The organism is Adlercreutzia aquisgranensis (genome assembly GCF_943193145.1).
Classification (GTDB): Bacteria; Actinomycetota; Coriobacteriia; order Coriobacteriales; family Eggerthellaceae; genus Xiamenia; species Xiamenia aquisgranensis.
On sequence record NZ_CALPDA010000007.1, the window covers coordinates 50,637 to 69,494 of the forward strand.

The window sequence follows — 18,858 nt, forward strand, 5'->3', positions numbered from 1 at the left end:
GAGGAGGTCGCGCAGGGGCCAGGCACGCGATGTATGGATTCGGAACGAGAAGACACTGAAGCGATGCGGCACCCCGAAGCGCGACCGTCGTATGGAATGGTCGTATGGGCACCCTTACGGGCATCGCTAGTTCCTCATCAAACCCGACCTAACTCGAAGCGTCGCTTGCCAAAGGCTCCGCTGATTGACTGATGCTAAGGATTATAGCATTCGAGTATTTTGGGGATCGTTCGAAGCTGCAAAGTATGCACATCAAGACTCAAACGGCAGCTCAGGCCTAACTGAGGCAAATTGCCCCAGTTAGGCCTGAGCTGCCGTTATACTTTAAATGCTAACATTCGCGGGTATCTCGCTTGTCGCAGAGCCACTGCTGGCTCCAGAGCATCATGTCAGCGAGGATGGGCACGAAGCTCTGGCCGAGATCGGTGAGGGTGTATTCGACCCTCGGGGGAATCTCTCGATATATCTCACGATGGATCAACCCGTCAGCCTCCAGCTCGCGCAACTGCTTGGTAAGGGTGGATTGGGATATGCCGTCTATCCTTCGCATGAGCTCGCCGAAGCGCTGCACTTTATAAGTGGCGACATACCAGAGGATGAGTATCTTCCACTTCCCGCCGAGCACGGCTTGCATCCGGCTCATGGACTCGCAGCGAGCCATCGCCCTCTCGTCAGTGAACTTGTTATCGGCCATCTGCAAACACCCCGCATGATTCCATTAGTGCAATTTTGCGTACTACAACCATATAAGATCAGTACTAGCAATTCAAACGCTACTTGGTCATCCTTGTGCAAAAGCCACGAATGCAAGGAGGACAGACATGCACTACACCGGAACGATCTGGAGGCCGCCTTACGAGACGGGCTCTCTCATAGTCGAGGCGACGGCGGGATGCACCCACCACAAGTGCAAGTTCTGCACGCTTTACGAGGATCTGCCCTTCAAGTTCAAGCCAGCCCCAATGGAGCACATCGAGGCCGACTTGCTAGAGGCGCAGGCGTGGTATCACGACCCGCTCCGCAAGGCGGAAGAGCGGCTGTTCGAGATCGACAAAGCGAGCTACAATCGCGTGTTTCTGTCTGGGGCAAACCCCTTTGGACTCAAAGCGAAGCATCTGCTTGAGATCGCCGACCTTGTCCACGAATACTTCCCAGAATGCGAAAGCATTGGGTGTTTCTCGCGCGTGACCGACGTGACGTGCAAGTCCGATGCAGAGCTGCGCGAGCTTGCTGCTGCTGGATATGACGGCCTTACCCTCGGAATTGAGACCGGCGATGATGACGCGCTCGCGTTCATGAACAAAGGGTACGAGGCGAAGGACATCGTCGAGCAGTGCGCACGCCTTGATGCGGCTGGGATCAGCTATGCGTTCTTCTATCTGGCTGGCATATCAGGGAAAGGACGGGGCATCGAGGGGGCTCGAAGGACCGCCGCCGTTGTGAACCAGACCAACCCTTGGCTTGTGGGGGTGAATATGCTCACCATCTACCCAAGCTCGGAACTCTATGAAGAGATCGTCGCTGGGAGCTGGCAGGAGGAAATGGAGGTCGAGAAGTACGAAGAGGTGAAGGAGCTCGTTGCGAACCTCACCATCGAGACCGAGTTCGCAATGTTGGGCGCATCGAACCCCGTGATGCTGAGAGGGAGGCTACCCGAACGCAAAGAGCAGATAACCTCTGCGCTCGATTCCATCATCAACGACATCGGCGAAGAGAGACTGCGGAGCTACAGATCGAATCTGAGGCATTTGTGATTCAGGAAAGAGCGGCTTGTGCGTTAGCCGCCCAGCAAACGAGGATTATTACCATGGCGGCTGCCAGCACCACTGCTGTGCCGCACAGAAACGGACGAACTGCTTTTCGACTCACGCCATGAACGAGCCCCATGTTGTACAGCTTGTCGCTGAAGCAATACATCAGTCCCATCAGCGCGTTCGCTCCGCACATAATCAAACTGGCAGGAAGCATGGTTATCGAAGAGCCCCACCTATCGATTTGCCCCGAGGCATTCCAATGCAACGGCACTTCTACATCTGGCGGAAATTGCGCGACAACGAAAAGACACGCAAGAGCTGGAGCAGCGATAACCGCGATCCAGAAGAGAATAGAAAGTATCGTTTTCTTCTTCATCTCACGGATTAACGCTTTCCTGCATTGCCTGGACGAACATTTGCGGATCGTCGAGACTCAGGCCAACGGCCCGAACGCGCTTCTTGCCGAGCATCGTGCGAACCTCGAAGGGCCGTTTGGCCACGACCCAGGCGTTCGCCTGATAGAAGGTCCCGTAGTTGAGCTTGTCCGCTTTATCAAGAACGCCGGTGTCGCTTTCAGAAAGGCACACCTTCTCGATATCGGAAAGCGGAATCACTGCTTCCATCTGGATGCCGCATTCCAGACGAACGCAACCAGTGCCTATTGCGGCAGGACGCATCACGCGCGCCCGCGCATCGCCTATGAGCCAGATTGCCGCGTAGATCGAAAGCACCGTCACGATAGACGCAGCGACGACGCTCCACTGTGATACGAGGATATGAACGCCGACAATCTCCACCGGGAACGCGAGCGCGAGGCCGAGCATCATGCTCATATAGCCACCGGCGTTGTGGTAGCTGAAAGACTTCTCTCTTGGCAGCACGTAGGGCTTCTTTCGCCACGAGAGCAATGCGTAGTACCAGACGCTGAGCTCGGCTGCCGCCATGCTCGCGGGTGCATCCTTCCTCACGAGATAGAGCATCGTCTCTTTGAACCAGACCATGGGGTCTGCGCTGGCTTTTCTCGCCGACTTGTAGGCATTACCCACCTTCAGACACTCCTTGACCGCGATGGCAATCTCGAAAGGCACCAACGCAGCGAGCAGATACGGCAGCACACCAGCATCGGTAGACCCGAGCGCGAAGACGCTCAACCCGTACCCGACCCAGATGACGGGTATGACTGAGAGCAGCGTGAGCCTTCGCGGCCTTATGACGAAAAGATAGAAGCCGAGAGGTATCCCGACCATGAAGTCGAGCGGCAAAGCGATGCTCTCGATGTGACTTGGTATGTATGGAGCGGAGACTACGCCATAGGTGTAGAAAGCGAGACCCAGCGTGCAGAAGCCGATCAAGCTCAATCGCTGTCCTCTTACAGCATCCATCTCTTCTCCCCCCTTGCTTCACTGAGACAAATTGTCCCAGTGTTTTTGAACCGGTATTTCTTTGCCGATTACATCGGCTTCAGGTTCTGGTTCAGCCTCTCCACCATCCACGCAAGGCGCTTCTCGCGACCGGCGTCGGTCTTGGCATCAAGGTAGGCCCTCGTGTAGGTCTTCATCACAGAAGGCGACATGCCGAGGAAGTTCGCGTGCGCCGTCTCATAGGGTTCGAGTATCTGCGCTATGCGCTCGATATCCTCTTCGGTGATGCCGGGAGCCTTCGGGGCATCCCACTGTCCGTTGGCCTTCGCCTCCTCGATCTTCGCGCGCCCATGCTCTGTCATGAGCCCGCGCTTCTCAAGCTCGGCTACGAGCTTCTTGTTCTTCTCGGACCACTTGCTGTTGGGTCTCCGTTGCGAGAAGTACTTGCGATAGGAGATATCGTCGATTTTCTGCATCTGCCCGTCGATCCAGCCGAAGCACAGCGCCTCCTCAAGCGCTTCGGACGCCTTGAGCGTCTTGGGGCCTCCGGGTTTGCCGAAGACGAGCCAGACACCATCGTCGGAAGATGCATTGCCTTGCAGCCATTTTCTGAATTCGCCCCTGTCGGCGAATCGCAATTCCCCGCTCATGCTTGCCTCCTGCCTACAAGGCAATACGCCCTTCCATCCATAATGGGCTTGATTTGAACTGTAAAGCCCGCGTTCTCTGCCGCCGAAACAACCTCTTGTTCTGTGCGCATCTTATAGCCGAACTGGGTGTGAGGGTAGGATTCAAGGGCTTGGTTCGTGTAATGGGTGCCGATGAAGATGCCTTCAGGTTTGAGCACGCGAGCAGCCTCCTCGAAGCCAGACGCCAGCTCCTCCCAGAAGTAAATCGTGTTGATGGTTAGAGCCTTGTCGACTGTCGCGTCTTCGAGTGGCATATCGTCAGCCGGACAGCGAAGGAGCTCCACGTTCGTTCCCACAAGCCGACGCTTCGCGATCTCAAGCGCATCTTCCGAGATGTCGGTTCCTATCAAGCGGCAATCACACGCATGGGCGATCCGCTCCAACATGATTCCGTTGCCACAGCCTATGTCAAGTACGGTGTCGTCGTTTCGAGGATGAAGGAGCCTCTCTGTCGCTTCGTACATCCGCGCGTTCTGACGGTTCATGACGGCCATCACGATGCGCCCGCCTATCCCACGGGGGTTGGCGAACTGCTTGGCAATGTGCTCGTTAATGGGCATCCTATTCTTTCCTCGTTTCACCGAGACAAATTATTCCGGTTGCTCTGAGCTGGCATTTCATCGTGAAAACGGCTAGTCGGCGGTTTTGGCGTCCTTGACCGCATTGACCATAATGCGAAGAGACGCAAGCGCGTCTTGCCAACTGACGGATTCGGCGAAGGGGCTTGTCGCCTGATACCGGCTCCAGCGGCCCTCCATCATCTCGCTTCTCTCAAGCAGGCCGATCACCTCGTCGCTCCGGTCGAGCGGCACCGCATCTGCGACTTGGCGCTATCGCCCTCGGCACGGTTTCGGATGAGGTCCTTGATCCTTCTTGCGCCGGTTATCACAGCGCCACCTCCATAACCTCGAATACGCGGGACTCCATGTTCATCGCGCGAGCGCAGGACGACAGGCGAGCGAGGTCCTTGTCCTTGGAACGTGTGTAGTCGCGTATGGCCTGCCTGAACACCGCAGAGTCGACGGTCGCTCTCTTGCGAACGAGGTCGCAGATGGTGCGCTCCTTGTCGTACGCCCGCACCTTGATCCCGCCCGGCGTCTCCACCTCCGTGAGCCCGAGCTCGTACCACTCCGGCTTCACGTAGTAGATGCGCACGCTCTGGTCCCTCAAAGGGCCAGCGTTGTAGTTGGAATCCACGGTGCCAGAGATCGGCATCGGCTCCCGGTCGGTCAGGTCATGGAGATAGAGAGCCGAATCGTGCGAGAAAACGGCCTTCGGGAAGCGCTTCTGGAGGAGCGCCATCTCGTCTGGGAAGACATCGGGGTCGACGTAGACCCCACGCGACGTCCGCTCAAGACCGCGCCTGCGGACATAGTCTGAGAACGCAGGGCGCGTAGCTCCCGCCTCCTGCGCCTCCGCCGAAGTGATGATCCCCGCGTTGCTTTCGAGGATGGCGTCGAGTGTCTTGTCGCATCTGGTAATCATTTTACAATCACGCTGTTTTTTTTTTACAAGTAATTCAGCGTGATTGCACCCTATTCCCACTCCACGGTACCCACGGGCTTGGGGGTGAGGTCGTAGGCGACGCGGCAGATGCCGGGGACCTCGTGGGTGATGCGGTCGGTCATGCGCCTGAGCAGCGCCCAGTCCAGCTCGGGCACCTCGGCGGTCATGACGTCCACGGTGTTGATGGCGCGGATGATGGCCGGCCACTCGTAGGCGCGCACGCCGTCGCGCACGCCCGTGGCGCGCATGTCGGGAACCACGGCGAAGTACTGCCAAGCCCCCACGCCCGCCGCCTCCATCTCCTCGCGCACGATGGCGTCGGCCTCGCGCAGCGCCTCCAGGCGGTCGGCCGTGATGGCTCCCAGGCAGCGCACCCCCAGGCCCGGGCCGGGGAAGGGCTGGCGCTCGACCATGGACTCGGGCAGCCCGAGAGCGCGACCTACCTCGCGGACCTCGTCCTTGTACAGCAGCTTCACGGGCTCGACTAGCTTAAACTGCAGGTCGTCGGGCAGGCCTCCCACATTGTGGTGCGCCTTCACGCCGTCCTTGGACTCCAGGATGTCGGGGTAGATGGTGCCCTGGGCCAGGAAGTCCACCTCGTCGCCTACCTTGCGGGCCTCTTCCTCGAACACGCGGATGAACTCGCCGCCGATGATCTTGCGCTTGGCTTCGGGCTCGTCTACGCCGGCCAGCAGGTTCAGGAAGCGGTCGGTGGCGTCCACGTAGATCAGGTTCGCGTCCATCTGGTTTTCGAACACGTCGATGACTTGCTCGGACTCGCCCTTGCGCATGAGTCCGTGGTTCACGTGCACGCATACCAGGTTCTTGCCGATGGCCTTGATGAGCAGGGCCGCCACCACGCTGGAGTCCACGCCGCCGGAAAGCGCCAGCAGCACCTTGCCGTCGCCGACCTGCTCGCGGATGGCCGCAACCTGCTCTTCGATGAACGCGGTTGCCAGCTCGGGGGTGTTGATGCGCTGCATGTCGTCGGGACGGACGTTGGGATCCATGGGGCCTCCTCGGATGCGGGTTTGCTCTGCTTCGGCGATTATAGCGAAAGGGGAGTGGCCGTTCGCGAAGTCCACGGCATCGCCGCAGGCGGGCGGTGGCAGGGCAGGGCGGGCCCCCGGGCACTTAGGCGCTTAGTCGCTGCCTGCTCACGGCACGGAACAGCTCGTTCATCTCCTTCTCGTGAAGCGACCCCTTCAAGCGCACGAAGCACACGTCGTGACTCATGGGGGTGTCGGGCAGCTCGACGACGCGCAGCGAGCCGTCGATGCACTCCTGCTCCACGGCCGCCTCGTAGACGAAGGAGATGCCCAGGTCCTCGGCGACGAATATCTTGATGATGTCCAGGCTCTCCACGGTGCAGGTGCCGGCGAAGGCGTCGGTGGAGAGGTTGCGCGCGGCCAGGGCGTGGACGAGCACCTCCCGGCTGCCGCTTCCCGCCTCGCGCAGGATGAGCGTCTCGCCCAGCAGGTCTTCCAGCCGTCTTGGCTCCCGGGCGAAGCGGTGGTTGCCGGCGCAGACGGCCACGAAGCGCTCGGTGCAGAGGTTCTGCCACAGATATGACGATTTGTCGAAGAAGCCTTCGGTGAAGGCGCAGTCGATCTCGTTGGCGTCGAGCATGTCCAGCACGGCCCGGGTGCCCCCCGAGCGCACGGTGACGGAGATTTCCGGATGCTCGCGCAGGTAGCGTCCCAGCGGCGCGGCAACCAGGTACTCGCCGGCGGTGAGCGTCATGCCGATGCGCAGCGGGATGGCCGAGCCGCTAGTGGAGGCGCTCATCTTGTGGCGCAGCAGCTCCTCGTCGTGGGCGATGGCGGAAAGCCCCTGGTAGGCGATGCGTCCCGCAGCCGTGAGCGAGAGCTTGCGATGGCGGTAGCTGAACAGCTTGACGCCGTAGCTGCGCTCGAGGTTGGCGATCTGCTGGGTGACGGCGGGCTGGGTCAGCGACAGCTCCTCGGCCGCGCGCGTGTAGTTCAGCGTGCGGCATACGGTCAGAAACGTCTTCACGCGGAAGTCGAGCACGGGCGGTCCTCCTTACCATAACACGAGTCGGATAACCATAACACATGCTTATGCATTTCCAAGAAATGATAAGTTCACACTTCGCCAACCTTGCGGCATACTTTCGACCCGTTGCTCCTGCGGGACGCTGCGACCACTCCGGCGTCCCGCGGTCGAAGCAGCGAGAGGGACGTTGCGGGCAGCCGCAATCTGAGACGAGAGACGAGAGGAATCCCATGGACTCGATCATCAAGAAGCTTCCGATTCCCGCAGCCGGCGTGGCGTTGGGGCTTGCGGCGCTGGGCAACCTGCTGGCGCCCTACGGCGAGGTGGTGCGCATCCTGTGCGGCGCCCTGTCCTTGAGCCTGGTGGGGCTGCTTGCGGCCAAGCTGGTGCTGTACCCGTCGTTGATTCGCAAGGACATGGAGAACTCCATCTTCGCGAGCGTGTCGGCCACCTTCTTCATGGCTCTCATGCAGCTGGCCGGCTACCTGGCCCCTGCCGCGCAGGTTCCGGCCTTCGCGCTGTGGTGCGCCGCTGTGGTGGGCCATCTTGCGCTCATGACCTGGTTCAGCGTTCGCTTCATCGGGCGGTTCAAGCTGGCCGAGGTGTTCCCAACTTACTTCATCTGCTACGTGGGCATCATCGTGGCGTCGGTCACCTCGCCGGTCTTCGGCATGCAGGATTTGGGCCGCGTGCTGTTCTGGTTCGGGTTCGCCTGCTACGCAGTGCTCTTCGCCGTGATCACGCTGCGCTACGTCAAGCACAGCATCCCCGAGCCGGCGCGTCCGCTGTTCTGCATCTACGCGGCGCCCATGAGCCTGTCCATCGCCGGCTACCTGTCGGTCACGGCCGACCCCAACCTGGTGTTCCTGACGGTGTTGGCGGTGCTGGCCCAGGTGCTGTTCGCCGTGGTGCTCACCCAGCTGCCCAAGTTCGTCGCGGGCGGGTTCTACCCCAGCTTCGCCGCCATGACCTTCCCCTTCGTCATCACCGCGACGGCCTTGGGAATGGTACTGGACGCCATGGCCGCGGCCGGGGTGGCGCTTCCCTTGGTCGAGGCGCTGCGGGTGCTGGCGGGCGCGGAGACCCTGTTCGCCGCCGCCATGGTGTTCTTCGTGTTCGGGCATTACGTGCGCTTCCTGGCCTCGGCCCTGAAGCCCGCCCCGGCGCCTGCCGCCGAGCCCGCCATCGAGGTGCTTCCCGCCGAGTAGCACGCGAACGGCGCGCGGCAGCCGAGCCCCTCCCGAAGCGAAGTGACAGCATGCGGTCGCCTGCATCGGGCGGCCGCATTTCTTTTTAAGGGGCGGAGAAGTAGCGTGGGGGTGTTTCCCCGCCTGGTCTCGGCAGAAGCGGCCGCGATGCCTTCCGGAAGCAGGTGGCGCGGGGGCGCTTGCGCGCCTGGCCTTAACAGAAACGGCCGCATTGCTTTCCGGGGGGGCGGGGAGGGGCCTAGGCCGAAGCGGTGTCGGCCTCGTCGTCGAGGGCGGCCGCCGCGTCGGGGTTGCGGCGTCGGCTCAGCTTGGCGGCGATCTGCGGGCCGAGCTCGCTCAGCACCACGGCGCAGAAGATGAGCGCGAAGCCGAACACCATGCGCGCCGTCAGCAGCTCGCCCTGCAGCAGCACCGAGGCCACCACTCCGAACACCGACTCCAGGCACAGCAGAAGCGATCCCTGGGCCGGGGGCACGTGGGCCAGGCCGACGTTTTGGAGCACGTAGCACAAAGCCGAGGCGAACACCACCAGGTAGGCCAGGTTCAGCAGGAAGTCGGGGCTGGTCACGGCCGAGAGCGCGGGTGCGGGTTCGGTGGCGAAGCCCAGCGCCAGCCCCATGAGGCCGCCGAAGAGGAACTGGTAGACGGTGAGGGCCAGCACGTCGTGGCGCTTCGAATAGCGCGAGATGGCGATGATCTGCGCCGCGAAGAAGAAGGCGCACAGCAGCGTCATGGCGTCGCCGAAGCCAACGGAAAGCGTCTCGGCGGAAAGGGAGACGCAGCCGATGCCGACGACGCACAGCACGGCGGCGCCCAGGTTGGCCGCGGTGGGGCGGTTCTGCCCGAGCGCCCACATCATGAACGGCACGATGACGCAGTAGGTGGCGGTGAGGAAGGCGTTCTTGCCGGCCGAGGTGTCGGTAAGCCCGACGGTCTGCACCCAGAACGCCAGGAAGGTGACAAGCGCCAGCACGAAGCCGGCCTTCAGGCACTCCTTGTTGAAGGCGCCCTCGAGATGCTTGTGGAACACTGCGGCCATGAGCAGGGCGGTGAGCGTGAAGCGCACGCCGATGAGCTGGGCCGGTGCCAGCACGTCCACGGAATCCTTCATCACCACGAAGGCGAACCCCCAGATGATGGTGGCTGCCAGCAGCATGAGCTTGTAGACGAAAGGCGGTATGTTTCGGCCGGTTTTCATAAGCGCGTATTATAGGGCAGCCGCTCGGTCGCCTGTCAACCGACGCGAAGCGGCCCGGCTGCCAGTGGTAGCCGGGCCGCGGTTCACGCACCTGCCTGCAGGTGGGAGGGGCCTACTTGTCGGTCTTGCGCTCCACCTTCTCGGCCACATCGTGCACGGCGCCGAGGAATCCTTCCTTCAGATGCTCGAGGCCCTCCTTGGCCTTGCCGGCCACCTCGTCGACGGTCACCTTGCCGTCGCCGTCGGTATCGAGCGACTTCTTGGCGGCGTCGACGGCGCCCTGGGCCATGTCCTTGGCCTTGGCGGCTGCGTCGGTGGCGGCCTGCTTCACCTGCTCGGCAGCGTCCCCTGCGGCGTCCTTGGCGGAAGCGGCTGCGGACTGGGCTGCGGCTTTTGCGCTCTCTGCGGCCTTGGCGGCCTCGGCCTTCGCCTGATCGGTTTCGGTAGTCATAGTGTCCTCCTGAGTCCGGGTTGCAGGGGCGGCACACGCTTGCGCACCCATGCTGTTGGACCAATCATATCCGTGCCACGGGCTCGACGATGAGCGTCCCGCCATTGTTTTCCGAGTCGTTCGGGCCCCGTTGTCGTTCCGTTAGCGTTTTCGCGCCCTAGGGAAGGCAGCACGCGGCCAGCAGCGTCGCCGCAGTTAGAAGCGCTATCTTGTCGAAGGCGGCCGTAGCGAACGCCGGAGCTGTCCGCACGTCGGAATAGCAGCGCGACTCCATGGCGTAGACGATGTCGTCGGCCCGGCGCAGGGTGGTCTCGAGCAGCGTCCGCAGCAGCCCGAGCATGCGGGGCAGCGGGTTTCGCCGCACCTGGGCGCAGCGGGCGGCTTGGGCATCGGCGATCTCGCGGTAGCTGTCGAACAGCAGCGGCAGCATGGTGAAGGTCAGCTCAACGGCGGTGGCCACGCGGGCTTCGGCGACGAAGGGCACCGGGCGCAGCAGCCATTCTATGGCCTGCTTGAGGGAGAGCAGGGTGGTGGTGGCCATCATGAGCGTGCACAGCGCCAGCACGAGCAGCATCCTCAGCGCGAAGGCACCGCCGTCCAAGGCCCCCTCCACCGTGGCCCCCAGCGCTCCCGCGACGGGAAGAGGGGTGCCCGGCGTGACGAAGAGCTTCGTGGCGAAAACCACGGCGACGAGCACGGCGAAGGGCGCCGACCGCGCCAGCAGCGCGCCTGACGGGATGCTGGCAAGGGCGAAGGCCCCTGCCGTTGCGGCCAGAAGCAGCGCGAACTGCCACCAGGTGCTTGCCAGGGCTGCGGCGACGCCGAGGCAGGCAAGGCATCCCACCTTGAGGCGCGGATCCATGGCGTGCACCGGGGAGTCGCTCGGAAGGTAGTGGAAGAGGGCGGGGGCCGCCGTTCTAGCCATGGCGGCTGTCCTCCCCGCAGCAGAGCCAGCTGAGCTGCTCGAGCCGCAGCCCGCCGGACAGGGGGTTGCGCACGTCGTAGCGCTCCAGGCACGGTGCGACGTCCTGCGGGCTCCCGTCGGCTACCACGGCGCCCCGGTGGAACAGGACGAGCCTGTCGGCGTGGGCGAGCAGCTTGTCCAGCTGATGGGATATGACGATGACCGTAGTGCCGCGTTCCCGCATCCGCACCAGCTGCTCGAGCACCTGGCGAACGCCGCTGTAGTCGAGCCCCGAGAACGGCTCGTCGAACAGGACGACCCGCGGGTTCATGGCCAGCACCCCCGCTATGGCCGCCCGGCGGCGCTGGCCTCCGGAGAGGGAGTGGGGCGGCGTGTCGCGGCGCTCCCACAGGCCCACCGTGCGCAGCGACTCCTCGACCCGTCGGGCCACCTCGGCGGCGGGAAGGTTCAGGTTCTCGGGCCCGAAGGCCGTGTCCTGGGCCACGGTCTGGCCGACGAACTGGCTCTCGGCGTTCTGGAACACCAGCCCCACGGCTTGGCGCGCCGCGGAAAGGTCGTCGAAGATGGACCGGCCGTCCAGCAGCACCTCGCCCTCCGTGGGACGGTAGAGCCCGTTGAGATGCCGGGCGAACACCGTCTTGCCCGACCCGTTGGCGCCCGCCAGCACCGTGAAGCTGCCGGGCTCGAAGGCAATGGTGACCCCGCGCAGCGCCTCGGTGCCGTCGGGGAACCGGTGGCGCAGGTTACGCGTTTCCAGCCGGCACATCGGCGTCATCCTTCCGGAGTGCGGGGGCAACGCGGGAGACAAGGGGGGCGGCCAGCGCGGTCGCCAGCGCTATCTTCACCACGATTCCGGGGACGAAGGGGGTGAGCCCGCCCGCCAGGGCGGCGGTCCAGTCGATGCCCATCTGGAACTTCAGCCAGGGCACCCCGAAGGCGTAGAGGGCCGCGTTGCCGACGACCAGGGCGAGCAGCATGGCCAGTGGCCTGCGCCCTGCCTTGACCGCGATGGCTCCGGCGATCAGGGCCATGAGCAGGTAGCCCACCAGGAAGCCGCCCGTGGGGCCCGCTAGCACCGCCAGCCCTGCTTTTCCGCCGGCGAACACCGGAAGCCCCAGGGCGCCCAGGGCGATGTAGAGCGCCACGGAGGCCAGGGCGCGCTTCGGGCCCAGGAACAGGGCGGCCATCATGACGAAGAAGTCGGCGAAGGCGATGGGTACGGGCCCGATGGGTATGCTGATGTAGCCGCCCACGATGATGAGGGCGGTGAACAGGGCGCAGTATACCGTGCCCTTCAAGCTCTCGTGGGTGGGCGCGGAGGTGCGTGCGGGGGTTTCGTTCATGGGGCGCTCCTTGTCTTCGTGCTGGCTTGCGGGGCGTCTGCGGACGGCTCGAGCCGCGTTGTGTGCGGCGTCGGGCTGCAAACCTTAAAGGAGTCCCCGGATAATGTAAACCAAATTCATCATTGAAGGTTGACAATCCCTGAGCCGTCTTTACCAAGCGCCGAGCGCGGGTACAATTCGTACCCATGGGGAAGCTGTCCGCCGGGGTTTCGGCGGGCGCCTTCGACGTTGGGAGCGCATGCGGACGAGGAGGGTCATGGCCTACAACAACAAGGCGAAGCTGAAGACGCTGTACCTGCAGCGCATCCTGGAGGAGGAGACCGACGCCGAGCACGGGCTTTCCATGCGCCAGCTCATCGAGCGGCTGGACGGCTACGGCATCAAGGCCGAGCGCAAGAGCGTGTACCGCGACCTGGACGCCCTGCGCGAGGCCGGGGCCGACATTCGCACCTACCAGCGCAACCCGGTGGAGTACGCCCTGGTGAAACGCGCGCTCAACTTCGACGACATCATGCTTCTGGTGGACGCCGTGCAATCGTGCCGCTCGCTCACCGAGCGCCAGGCGCGACTTCTGACCACCAACCTGAAGCTGTTCGCGAGCGACCACCAGCGCGCGCTGCTGGACCGCAGCATCCACGTGAGCGGGCGGGCGCGCACGGCCAAGGAGAGCGTCTTCGGCAGCATCCATCTCGTCCACGAGGCGCTGCGCACGGGGCGGAAGCTGTCGTTTGTGTACTACCGGCGGGGGACCGACGGCGTGCGGCGCCCCACGCGCGATGGGGCGGCCCGCGTCGTCTCGCCGGTGCAGGTGTCCTTCTCCGAAGGCTTCTACTATCTAGCGGCCGTCGAGGAGGCGTCGGGGCCGGTCCGCCAGTACCGTATCGACCGCATGGGCAAGGTGGCGGTTGCCGACGAGGCTGCGGCGGTAGACCGCGAGGTGGTCCGCAGCTGGGAGCAGCTTGGCGACTACGAGCGGTTCGGCCAGTTCGCAGGCCCGGCGGCCGGGGTGACGCTGGCGGTGCGCTCGGACAAGGTTGAGCTTGTGACCGACCGGTTCGGGGAGGCGGCCGCCTTCTCGCCGCTGGACGACGGGCATGCGCGGGCGCTCGTGCACGTGCGCGTGAGCCCCCAGTTCTTCGGCTGGGTGGCCGGCATGGAGGGCCTGGTGCGGATCGTGGGCCCGGAAAGCGTCCTTCGCGAGTACAAGGACTACCTGCAGGGTCTGCTCGACCAGCTGTAGAAGGCCGGCCTAGTCAACCGCTTCGTGACGGCGCCTTTCCAGGTTGGTAGACGTTGTGCCTGATGGTCAACGAAAAGCCGCGGCTCTTCCTATACTCTTCCCAAAGGAAAGGCGACGGTGGAGGAGCAGCTATGGAAGGCGGGAAGCGCTCGGCGGAAAAGCTTGCCGAGGAAGCGGCAGCGAAGGCCGGTGAGATGTTGCACGAGGCGCAGGCCTTCGAGCGGGCGGACCTTCAGGAGACCGAGCGCGAATGGCATGACCAGCTGGCCAACGATGCGCGGGAGCTCAAAGTCGACGTCGCCCGCGACGCGGCCCGGGCCCGCCAGGCGGTAGAGGACGTTCGCCATCCCAGCCATCTGGCGAAAGCCGCGCAGGAGCATCTCCGCGAAGCAGGGGAGGGCCTGGAGCATGCCGCCAAGGTGGCAGCGGACCCCGCCGAGCTCGTGGCCGACGCCAAGGAAGCCGCCTTGCGTCGCAAGGAGCGCTTCGCCGAGACTTCGGCCGAGATAGCCTCTGAGCTTACGAGCCCCTCCGATGCGAAGCGGCTGCCCGTGGTGCTGAAGGTGCTCGGAGGCCTGCTCATCGCCGGCTGCGTGTACCTGCTGCCGTTCATCGGGCGCGCCATCTGGGACAGCGCCGCCATGCTGCGAAGCGGCGCCATGAGCCAGGACGGCATTTCCACCATCGTGGTGACGTTTCTGCACCTTGCCGCGATGCTCTTGCTGGCGGTCACCTTCATCGTGTTCGGCGCGCGCCTTATCCGCAACCAGAGGCGCTGGGCCGCGGTTCTGTCCTACGGGCTCTACGTGCTCATCGTGCTGGGCGCCCTGTGCTCCATCATGCTGCGCGGCATCGATCTGCACCTGGTGTTCTACCTGATGGCGCTCGTGGTGGTGATCGCGCTGCAGTCCTACTTGGACCCGACCCTTCTGGAAGAGCGGCGCCGATATCGCAAGCGGCGCCAGCTGGAGGAGCGCAAGGAGGGCGAGGAGGGCGTGCTCGGGCGCGACCTCACCGGCAAGGGGTATATCGCCCTGAACTTCTTCAACCTGTTCTGGATCTTCGTGGTGGCCTCCATGGTGGGGCTTCTGGTGGAGGAGCTGTTCCACTACTTCGTGGTGGTGCCGGGGCAGTGGCAGGACCGCGCGGGGCTGCTGTTCGGGCCGTTCTCGCCCATCTACGGCTGCGGCGCGGTGCTGATGACCGTGCTCCTGAACCGCTTCCACAAGAGCAACCCCATCGTCATCTTCTTCGTTGCGGCGGTCATCGGCGGGGCCTTCGAGTACTTCACCAGCCTGTTCATGCAGTATGCGTTCGGCGCCGTGGCCTGGAACTACACGGGCATGTGGCTTTCCATCGGAGGGCGCACCTGCGGGCTGTTCATGGCCATGTGGGGTCTTTTGGGGCTCGTGTGGATCAGGCTGCTGCTGCCCTTCGTGCTGCACGTGGTGAACCTGATCCCCTGGAATTGGCGCTACGGCATCACCACCGTGGCCGCGGCGCTCATGCTGGTGGACGCGGTGATGTCTCTGCAGGCCCTGGACTGCTGGTATATGCGCCTGTCCCACGACCCGGTGCAGACGCCCATCCAGCAGTTCTACGCCGAGCACTTCGACGATGCCTTCATGGCCGACCGCTTCCAGAGCATGACCATCGACCCGGGCAGCGCCGTGCGCAACGGCTAGAATCGGATTTGCGATGACCCAGCTTCCGGCACCGGGGCATGCTCGTCTAGGAGAACGCTCGTGAGCAGGCCGACAATGCCGCAGATTAGCCCTCCGATAGGCCAGGGGAGCCAGAAGTAGGGCAGCACGTGGTCAGAGACGTTCTTGAAGTCGGCTTGGGCCATGGGCACGAACAGCAGGCACAGCGCGATGGCGGTGGCCAGCAGCATGATGGCGCCGCAGAGCGAACCTGTGATGCGGCTCTTGCGCTGCAGCGCGCTGGCGCGGGCCCGCTGCTCGTCGGTGAGGTCGGCGCGGGCTAGCTCGGAGGGGGTGATCTCCTCGGCGGTGGCCTCGTTGTAGCCCTGGATGTTCACACGCCCCAGGCTCATGGAGCCGTGGATGATGAACCATACCCCTACGGCTACGGTTCCAAGGATGATGGTAGGGGCGAAGATCTCGACCGCGGGATAGGGATCGAGCGCGATGGCTGCACCTATACCCATGGCGAGAACGATGATGCCCACGAGCAGCTGCCAGGTGAACTCACTTCTAGCCTCCTGCTTGTCCTGCTCGGTGTAGAAGTCCTCCAGGTAGGGGTGTGCCCTGCAGAAGGCCGAATAGGTGAGGCCGGCCGGAACCAGGAAGGAAAGCCCGGCAGCGACGCCGAGTATGATGAGCAGAAAGCCCAGAGCGCACGCGATGTTCTCGGGGATGTAGAGGCTGTTCTCCCCGAGGGCGAACAGAAGGCAGCCGGCGCTGACGCCCGAGCAGATGGCGGCGACGCCCGTGGGGATCTTGCGGCCCAGGGAGCGCATGGTCTCGTCGTAGCCGAACAGGTCCACCGGGGCTTGTGCCGTTTCGAAGACGGTGCGCGGCGCCTGGTCGGTCATGTCGCCGGTCACCAGGTCGTCCAAGGTGCACTCGAACAGCTGGCAAAGCGCTATGAGCTTGTCCATCTCCGGATAGGTGGTGCCCGACTCCCATTTCGCCACCGATTGGCGGCTCACCCCTAGCCTCATGGCTAGCTGCTCCTGGGTGAGCTTGTGGGCGGCGCGAAGGTGCAGCAGGTTCTCTCTGAAGGCCATGGTCTCCTCGTTTCTTGCGAACGTCTTTTTACCGGTCGTCACAAACCATAGGCAAGGCAGCGGTTGCCCGCCACCAACCAGCAGGTGCTAAAAAGGGGATTCTAGCGCACCCGGCGGTTGCATCCCCTGGTCAAGCTGCAACAAGCGGACTATCTGCCGACTAGGTGACCGGGGCGGCGATGCGCAAAAAAAGAAGGGGCCCTCAAGCCCCTTCCCGATGGATCGATCGAAATCGCTCAGCGGTCTTCGCGCGCTATTCGCGCTTGTTGGTCTCAACTTCCACCACGGTGCCCTCGGCGTCCTTGGCCACGTACACGTAGCCCACGGTGCCTTCCACGGGGATGGCGTTGTAAGCAACCATCTCGGCGATCTCGGCGGGAGTGGCGCTCTTGGGCTCGGTCTCAAGCAGGTAGGCGGTGTCGGCGCGACGGGCCATGGCCTCCTTGAAGTCCTTGGTGCCAACGAACACCTCCTGCTTGTAGGGGTTCACGCCCAGCTTCTTGCTGCGGTAGACGATGTAGGCCAGCGCGGCGATGTTGGCCACAAGGGCCACCAGCGACACGGCCAGGTTCACGTTGGGGTTGTTCACGGAGTTCGCAGCGAAGATGGAGTCGTTGGCGAACATGGGGACCATCTGGCAGAACATGCACCACATGGCCAGGGTGAACGCGCGGTTCTGGATCCAGCCGCCCTTGTTCCACAGAAGACCGGCGATGGTGGGGGCGAGCAGCAGCGCGATGCCGCAGTACCAGGAGTGGGTGGGCAGGCAGTTGTAGGTGTAGCAGAAGTTCCACAGGTCGTAGGCGATGATGAACACCCAGGTCATATCGGCCCAGATCATGTCCTGGCGCTTCTTGGAGATGTAGATGCCGAACCAGCCGGTCATGCACAGGATGTTCAGGATGCCGGCGATGCCGTTGAACACGTTGTGCCAGCCGCCGTAGAGGGTGACGCCCTCGGAGGAGACCCAGGTGGTTCCGAAGGCGCGGAAGGCGCTCTCGAAGTCGCTGACCACGGCGATCAAGATGTTGATGGCCACGATGACGAAGGGGAAGGCCTTGAACCAGTGGGAGCGGCCGATCTTGCCCCAGGAGTACTTGAGAGCCATGAAGCCGATGCAGCCGGCAAGGGCCGCGTAGACCTTGGCGTAGTGGAACCAGCTGTTCATGTCGGTGTGGGTGGGGTTGGTAAGCGCCCATTCGGCGCCCATGCCCGCGCCCACGGCGATGGCGATGCAGTATACGGTCATGACGCCGGCCACGCCGAAGAACATGATCATGCCGCCGGCCTTGGTGCGGCGGGCGAACTCGTTGAGCAGGATGAGCGCGACGAGCACCATGGCCAAGCCAAGCCACTGGTACAGCGCGTTCGGGCCGTATACGTCGAATAACATGACTCCTCCTTTAACTGACCGGCTGCAAGCTCGCAACGATTGGACCACTGCCCCGTCCGCTTTCCGGCTCCGCATCCGATCGGTGCAGGCTCTTCGCGGCGCTGTTGGTCGGTGCCCCAAGCGCTCCGGCTCGCCTGATTGCCCTCTGCAATCAACATCGGCAACCATACAGGTAATTGAATTCACAGTCAATACATAATAATCAACAGATTGATAGCAAAGCATGAAAGCGAAACTCATAGAAAAAAGTCCTTGATATTCGGGATAAACGTTGATACGATGCGCAAATAGAAAGTTCACTGAAGTAAATAAAACTAAACATGGAAAAAGAAACGTAACGATGACAGGGGCGCAAGAATAGCCGAACGGGCGTGCCGAACATCGAAGCGAACGACGGAAACCGAAGCGAGCAAGGAGGGAAGATGGACGAGACGGGAAACGGAAAGGCGTCCAGCGAGAGGCGGCAGCGGCGCCGGTGGCCAGTGGTGGTGGCCGCGGTGGCCGTGGTGCTTGTGGCCGCGGGCGCGGGGTTCTGGGTGTGGCATGAGCAGCCGTCGTTCTGCAACGCGGTCTGCCACGAGCCCATGGACGCCTACGTGGAGGGCTACTACGGCGATGCTGGCCAGATGGCCTACGCCCACCAAGCGGCAGGCACCAGCTGCCTTCAGTGTCATGAGGCCAAGGTCGATGAGCAGATCCACGAGGCGGCGGTGTGGCTTGCCGGCGACTTCGACACCGACGAAGAGGGGCATCTGACCCGCGTGGGCGTGCGCTCCGACGCGGCCATGTGTGCCACAGCCGGTTGCCACGACATGGAGCAGGTGGCGGCGGCCACCGCGGACTGGGGCGGTCAGGCGGGCGCGAACCCCCACGACTCGCACCAGGGCTACGCGCTGGATTGCAGCAGCTGCCATACGGCCCACGGCCAGTCGGTTATGTACTGCAACACCTGCCACGATTTCGCGGTGCCGCAGGGGTGGGCCGAGCCACGCTCCAGCGAGCCGGCAACCAGATAGGGGGAG

General features: G+C 63.4%; 20 protein-coding genes. 5 read left to right on the plus strand and 15 right to left on the minus strand.

From position 1 onward, the window contains the following. Positions 1–331 precede the first annotated feature (331 nt). Positions 332–694: a winged helix-turn-helix transcriptional regulator gene (locus NFR41_RS05450; RefSeq protein WP_251231014.1), complete on the minus strand. Its 363-nt coding sequence runs from the start codon at positions 692–694 to the stop codon at positions 332–334. 127 nt (positions 695–821) lie between these two features. On the opposite strand from NFR41_RS05450, the gene NFR41_RS05455 reads away from it, so the two are divergent. After that, positions 822–1,754, plus strand: coding sequence for a radical SAM protein (locus NFR41_RS05455; RefSeq protein WP_251231015.1), 933 nt, complete (start codon positions 822–824; stop codon positions 1,752–1,754). A gap of 1 nt (position 1,755) precedes the next feature. On the opposite strand, the gene NFR41_RS05460 is transcribed toward NFR41_RS05455, so the two are convergent. From NFR41_RS05460 to NFR41_RS05490, 7 genes are all read right to left on the minus strand, one after another. Then, positions 1,756–2,130, minus strand: a complete 375-nt coding sequence (locus tag NFR41_RS05460) for a DUF1648 domain-containing protein (protein ID WP_251231016.1) — start codon at positions 2,128–2,130, stop codon at positions 1,756–1,758. Between the two features lies 1 nt (position 2,131). Then, positions 2,132–3,136 carry a hypothetical protein gene (locus NFR41_RS05465; RefSeq protein WP_251231017.1) on the minus strand — a complete coding sequence of 335 codons (1,005 nt, stop codon included), beginning with the start codon at positions 3,134–3,136 and terminating at the stop codon, positions 2,132–2,134. Between the two features lie 68 nt (positions 3,137–3,204). Next, entirely contained in the window at positions 3,205–3,765 is a 561-nt protein-coding gene (locus NFR41_RS05470; protein ID WP_251231018.1) for a YdeI/OmpD-associated family protein, read from the minus strand. Then, the gene (locus NFR41_RS05475) at positions 3,762–4,364 is read right to left on the minus strand and encodes a class I SAM-dependent methyltransferase (protein WP_160214112.1); all 603 of its coding nucleotides are present in this window, start codon (positions 4,362–4,364) and stop codon (positions 3,762–3,764) included. Before NFR41_RS05475 ends, NFR41_RS05470 begins: the two co-directional genes overlap by 4 nt. A gap of 325 nt (positions 4,365–4,689) precedes the next feature. Continuing rightward, positions 4,690–5,289 carry a type IV toxin-antitoxin system AbiEi family antitoxin domain-containing protein gene (locus tag NFR41_RS05480; protein ID WP_251231019.1) on the minus strand — a complete coding sequence of 200 codons (600 nt, stop codon included), beginning with the start codon at positions 5,287–5,289 and terminating at the stop codon, positions 4,690–4,692. Between the two features lie 50 nt (positions 5,290–5,339). Continuing rightward, positions 5,340–6,320 carry a glutamine-hydrolyzing GMP synthase gene (gene guaA / locus NFR41_RS05485; protein ID WP_251231020.1) on the minus strand — a complete coding sequence of 327 codons (981 nt, stop codon included), beginning with the start codon at positions 6,318–6,320 and terminating at the stop codon, positions 5,340–5,342. 124 nt (positions 6,321–6,444) lie between these two features. Then, a complete protein-coding gene (locus NFR41_RS05490) occupies positions 6,445–7,341 on the minus strand; it encodes a LysR family transcriptional regulator (RefSeq protein ID WP_160214109.1) in 897 nt (298 codons plus the stop codon). Positions 7,342–7,556: 215 nt separating this feature from the next. Here NFR41_RS05490 and NFR41_RS05495 point away from each other — a divergent pair, with 215 nt between their 5' ends. After that, on the plus strand, positions 7,557–8,534 hold the full coding sequence (locus NFR41_RS05495; protein WP_251231021.1) for a TDT family transporter: 978 nt from the start codon (positions 7,557–7,559) through the stop codon (positions 8,532–8,534). Positions 8,535–8,772: 238 nt separating this feature from the next. Here NFR41_RS05495 and NFR41_RS05500 read toward each other — a convergent pair whose 3' ends face one another. The 5 genes from NFR41_RS05500 to NFR41_RS05520 all read right to left on the minus strand — a co-directional run bounded on the left by NFR41_RS05500 (position 8,773) and on the right by NFR41_RS05520 (position 12,451). Beyond that, a complete protein-coding gene (locus tag NFR41_RS05500) occupies positions 8,773–9,732 on the minus strand; it encodes a DMT family transporter (protein WP_251231022.1) in 960 nt (319 codons plus the stop codon). Between the two features lie 112 nt (positions 9,733–9,844). After that, positions 9,845–10,183: a hypothetical protein gene (locus NFR41_RS05505; protein ID WP_251231023.1), complete on the minus strand. Its 339-nt coding sequence runs from the start codon at positions 10,181–10,183 to the stop codon at positions 9,845–9,847. A gap of 157 nt (positions 10,184–10,340) precedes the next feature. After that, positions 10,341–11,108 (minus strand): energy-coupling factor transporter transmembrane component T family protein, encoded by a 768-nt coding sequence (locus NFR41_RS05510; RefSeq protein WP_160214105.1) that lies wholly within the window; start codon positions 11,106–11,108, stop codon positions 10,341–10,343. Continuing rightward, positions 11,101–11,874: an energy-coupling factor ABC transporter ATP-binding protein gene (locus tag NFR41_RS05515; protein ID WP_251231024.1), complete on the minus strand. Its 774-nt coding sequence runs from the start codon at positions 11,872–11,874 to the stop codon at positions 11,101–11,103. Before NFR41_RS05515 ends, NFR41_RS05510 begins: the two co-directional genes overlap by 8 nt. Beyond that, a complete protein-coding gene (locus NFR41_RS05520; RefSeq protein WP_251231025.1) occupies positions 11,852–12,451 on the minus strand; it encodes a biotin transporter BioY in 600 nt (199 codons plus the stop codon). The genes NFR41_RS05515 and NFR41_RS05520 overlap by 23 nt, the downstream gene beginning before the upstream one ends. Before the next feature lie 256 nt (positions 12,452–12,707). Between NFR41_RS05520 and NFR41_RS05525 the strand changes: the two genes are divergently transcribed. Beyond that, on the plus strand, positions 12,708–13,691 hold the full coding sequence (locus tag NFR41_RS05525; protein WP_251231026.1) for a helix-turn-helix transcriptional regulator: 984 nt from the start codon (positions 12,708–12,710) through the stop codon (positions 13,689–13,691). A gap of 131 nt (positions 13,692–13,822) precedes the next feature. Continuing rightward, on the plus strand, positions 13,823–15,376 hold the full coding sequence (locus tag NFR41_RS05530; protein WP_251231027.1) for a putative ABC transporter permease: 1,554 nt from the start codon (positions 13,823–13,825) through the stop codon (positions 15,374–15,376). Here the strand turns inward: NFR41_RS05530 and NFR41_RS05535 are convergent. Together NFR41_RS05535 and NFR41_RS05540 are read right to left on the minus strand one after the other, a co-directional pair. Next, the gene (locus NFR41_RS05535; protein ID WP_251231028.1) at positions 15,373–16,443 is read right to left on the minus strand and encodes a helix-turn-helix transcriptional regulator; all 1,071 of its coding nucleotides are present in this window, start codon (positions 16,441–16,443) and stop codon (positions 15,373–15,375) included. The two genes, NFR41_RS05530 and NFR41_RS05535, sit on opposite strands and share 4 nt — an antisense overlap. 253 nt (positions 16,444–16,696) lie before the next feature. Then, positions 16,697–17,836: a DUF5692 family protein gene (locus NFR41_RS05540; protein WP_251231029.1), complete on the minus strand. Its 1,140-nt coding sequence runs from the start codon at positions 17,834–17,836 to the stop codon at positions 16,697–16,699. Positions 17,837–18,258: 422 nt separating this feature from the next. On the opposite strand from NFR41_RS05540, the gene NFR41_RS05545 reads away from it, so the two are divergent. Then, a complete protein-coding gene (locus NFR41_RS05545) occupies positions 18,259–18,852 on the plus strand; it encodes a cytochrome c3 family protein (protein ID WP_251231030.1) in 594 nt (197 codons plus the stop codon). Positions 18,853–18,858 lie beyond the last annotated feature (6 nt).

What these genes read in the sequence shown, in the direction of transcription:
- NFR41_RS05500 (WP_251231022.1), bottom strand. Translation starts at nt 9,732, where the DNA reads ATGAAAACCGGCCGAAACATACCGCCTTTCGTCTACAAGCTCATGCTG.
- NFR41_RS05525 (WP_251231026.1), top strand. Translation starts at nt 12,708, where the DNA reads ATGGCCTACAACAACAAGGCGAAGCTGAAGACGCTGTACCTGCAGCGC.
- NFR41_RS05450 (WP_251231014.1), bottom strand. Translation starts at nt 694, where the DNA reads ATGGCCGATAACAAGTTCACTGACGAGAGGGCGATGGCTCGCTGCGAG.
- NFR41_RS05470 (WP_251231018.1), bottom strand. Translation starts at nt 3,765, where the DNA reads ATGAGCGGGGAATTGCGATTCGCCGACAGGGGCGAATTCAGAAAATGG.
- NFR41_RS05460 (WP_251231016.1), bottom strand. Translation starts at nt 2,130, where the DNA reads ATGAAGAAGAAAACGATACTTTCTATTCTCTTCTGGATCGCGGTTATC.
- NFR41_RS05530 (WP_251231027.1), top strand. Translation starts at nt 13,823, where the DNA reads ATGGAAGGCGGGAAGCGCTCGGCGGAAAAGCTTGCCGAGGAAGCGGCA.
- NFR41_RS05545 (WP_251231030.1), top strand. Translation starts at nt 18,259, where the DNA reads ATGGACGAGACGGGAAACGGAAAGGCGTCCAGCGAGAGGCGGCAGCGG.
- guaA (WP_251231020.1), bottom strand. Translation starts at nt 6,320, where the DNA reads ATGGATCCCAACGTCCGTCCCGACGACATGCAGCGCATCAACACCCCC.
- NFR41_RS05495 (WP_251231021.1), top strand. Translation starts at nt 7,557, where the DNA reads ATGGACTCGATCATCAAGAAGCTTCCGATTCCCGCAGCCGGCGTGGCG.
- NFR41_RS05455 (WP_251231015.1), top strand. Translation starts at nt 822, where the DNA reads ATGCACTACACCGGAACGATCTGGAGGCCGCCTTACGAGACGGGCTCT.
- NFR41_RS05535 (WP_251231028.1), bottom strand. Translation starts at nt 16,443, where the DNA reads ATGGCCTTCAGAGAGAACCTGCTGCACCTTCGCGCCGCCCACAAGCTC.
- NFR41_RS05540 (WP_251231029.1), bottom strand. Translation starts at nt 17,836, where the DNA reads ATGTTATTCGACGTATACGGCCCGAACGCGCTGTACCAGTGGCTTGGC.
- NFR41_RS05515 (WP_251231024.1), bottom strand. Translation starts at nt 11,874, where the DNA reads ATGTGCCGGCTGGAAACGCGTAACCTGCGCCACCGGTTCCCCGACGGC.
- NFR41_RS05510 (WP_160214105.1), bottom strand. Translation starts at nt 11,108, where the DNA reads ATGGCTAGAACGGCGGCCCCCGCCCTCTTCCACTACCTTCCGAGCGAC.
- NFR41_RS05475 (WP_160214112.1), bottom strand. Translation starts at nt 4,364, where the DNA reads ATGCCCATTAACGAGCACATTGCCAAGCAGTTCGCCAACCCCCGTGGG.
- NFR41_RS05465 (WP_251231017.1), bottom strand. Translation starts at nt 3,136, where the DNA reads ATGGATGCTGTAAGAGGACAGCGATTGAGCTTGATCGGCTTCTGCACG.
- NFR41_RS05480 (WP_251231019.1), bottom strand. Translation starts at nt 5,289, where the DNA reads ATGATTACCAGATGCGACAAGACACTCGACGCCATCCTCGAAAGCAAC.
- NFR41_RS05520 (WP_251231025.1), bottom strand. Translation starts at nt 12,451, where the DNA reads ATGAACGAAACCCCCGCACGCACCTCCGCGCCCACCCACGAGAGCTTG.
- NFR41_RS05505 (WP_251231023.1), bottom strand. Translation starts at nt 10,183, where the DNA reads ATGACTACCGAAACCGATCAGGCGAAGGCCGAGGCCGCCAAGGCCGCA.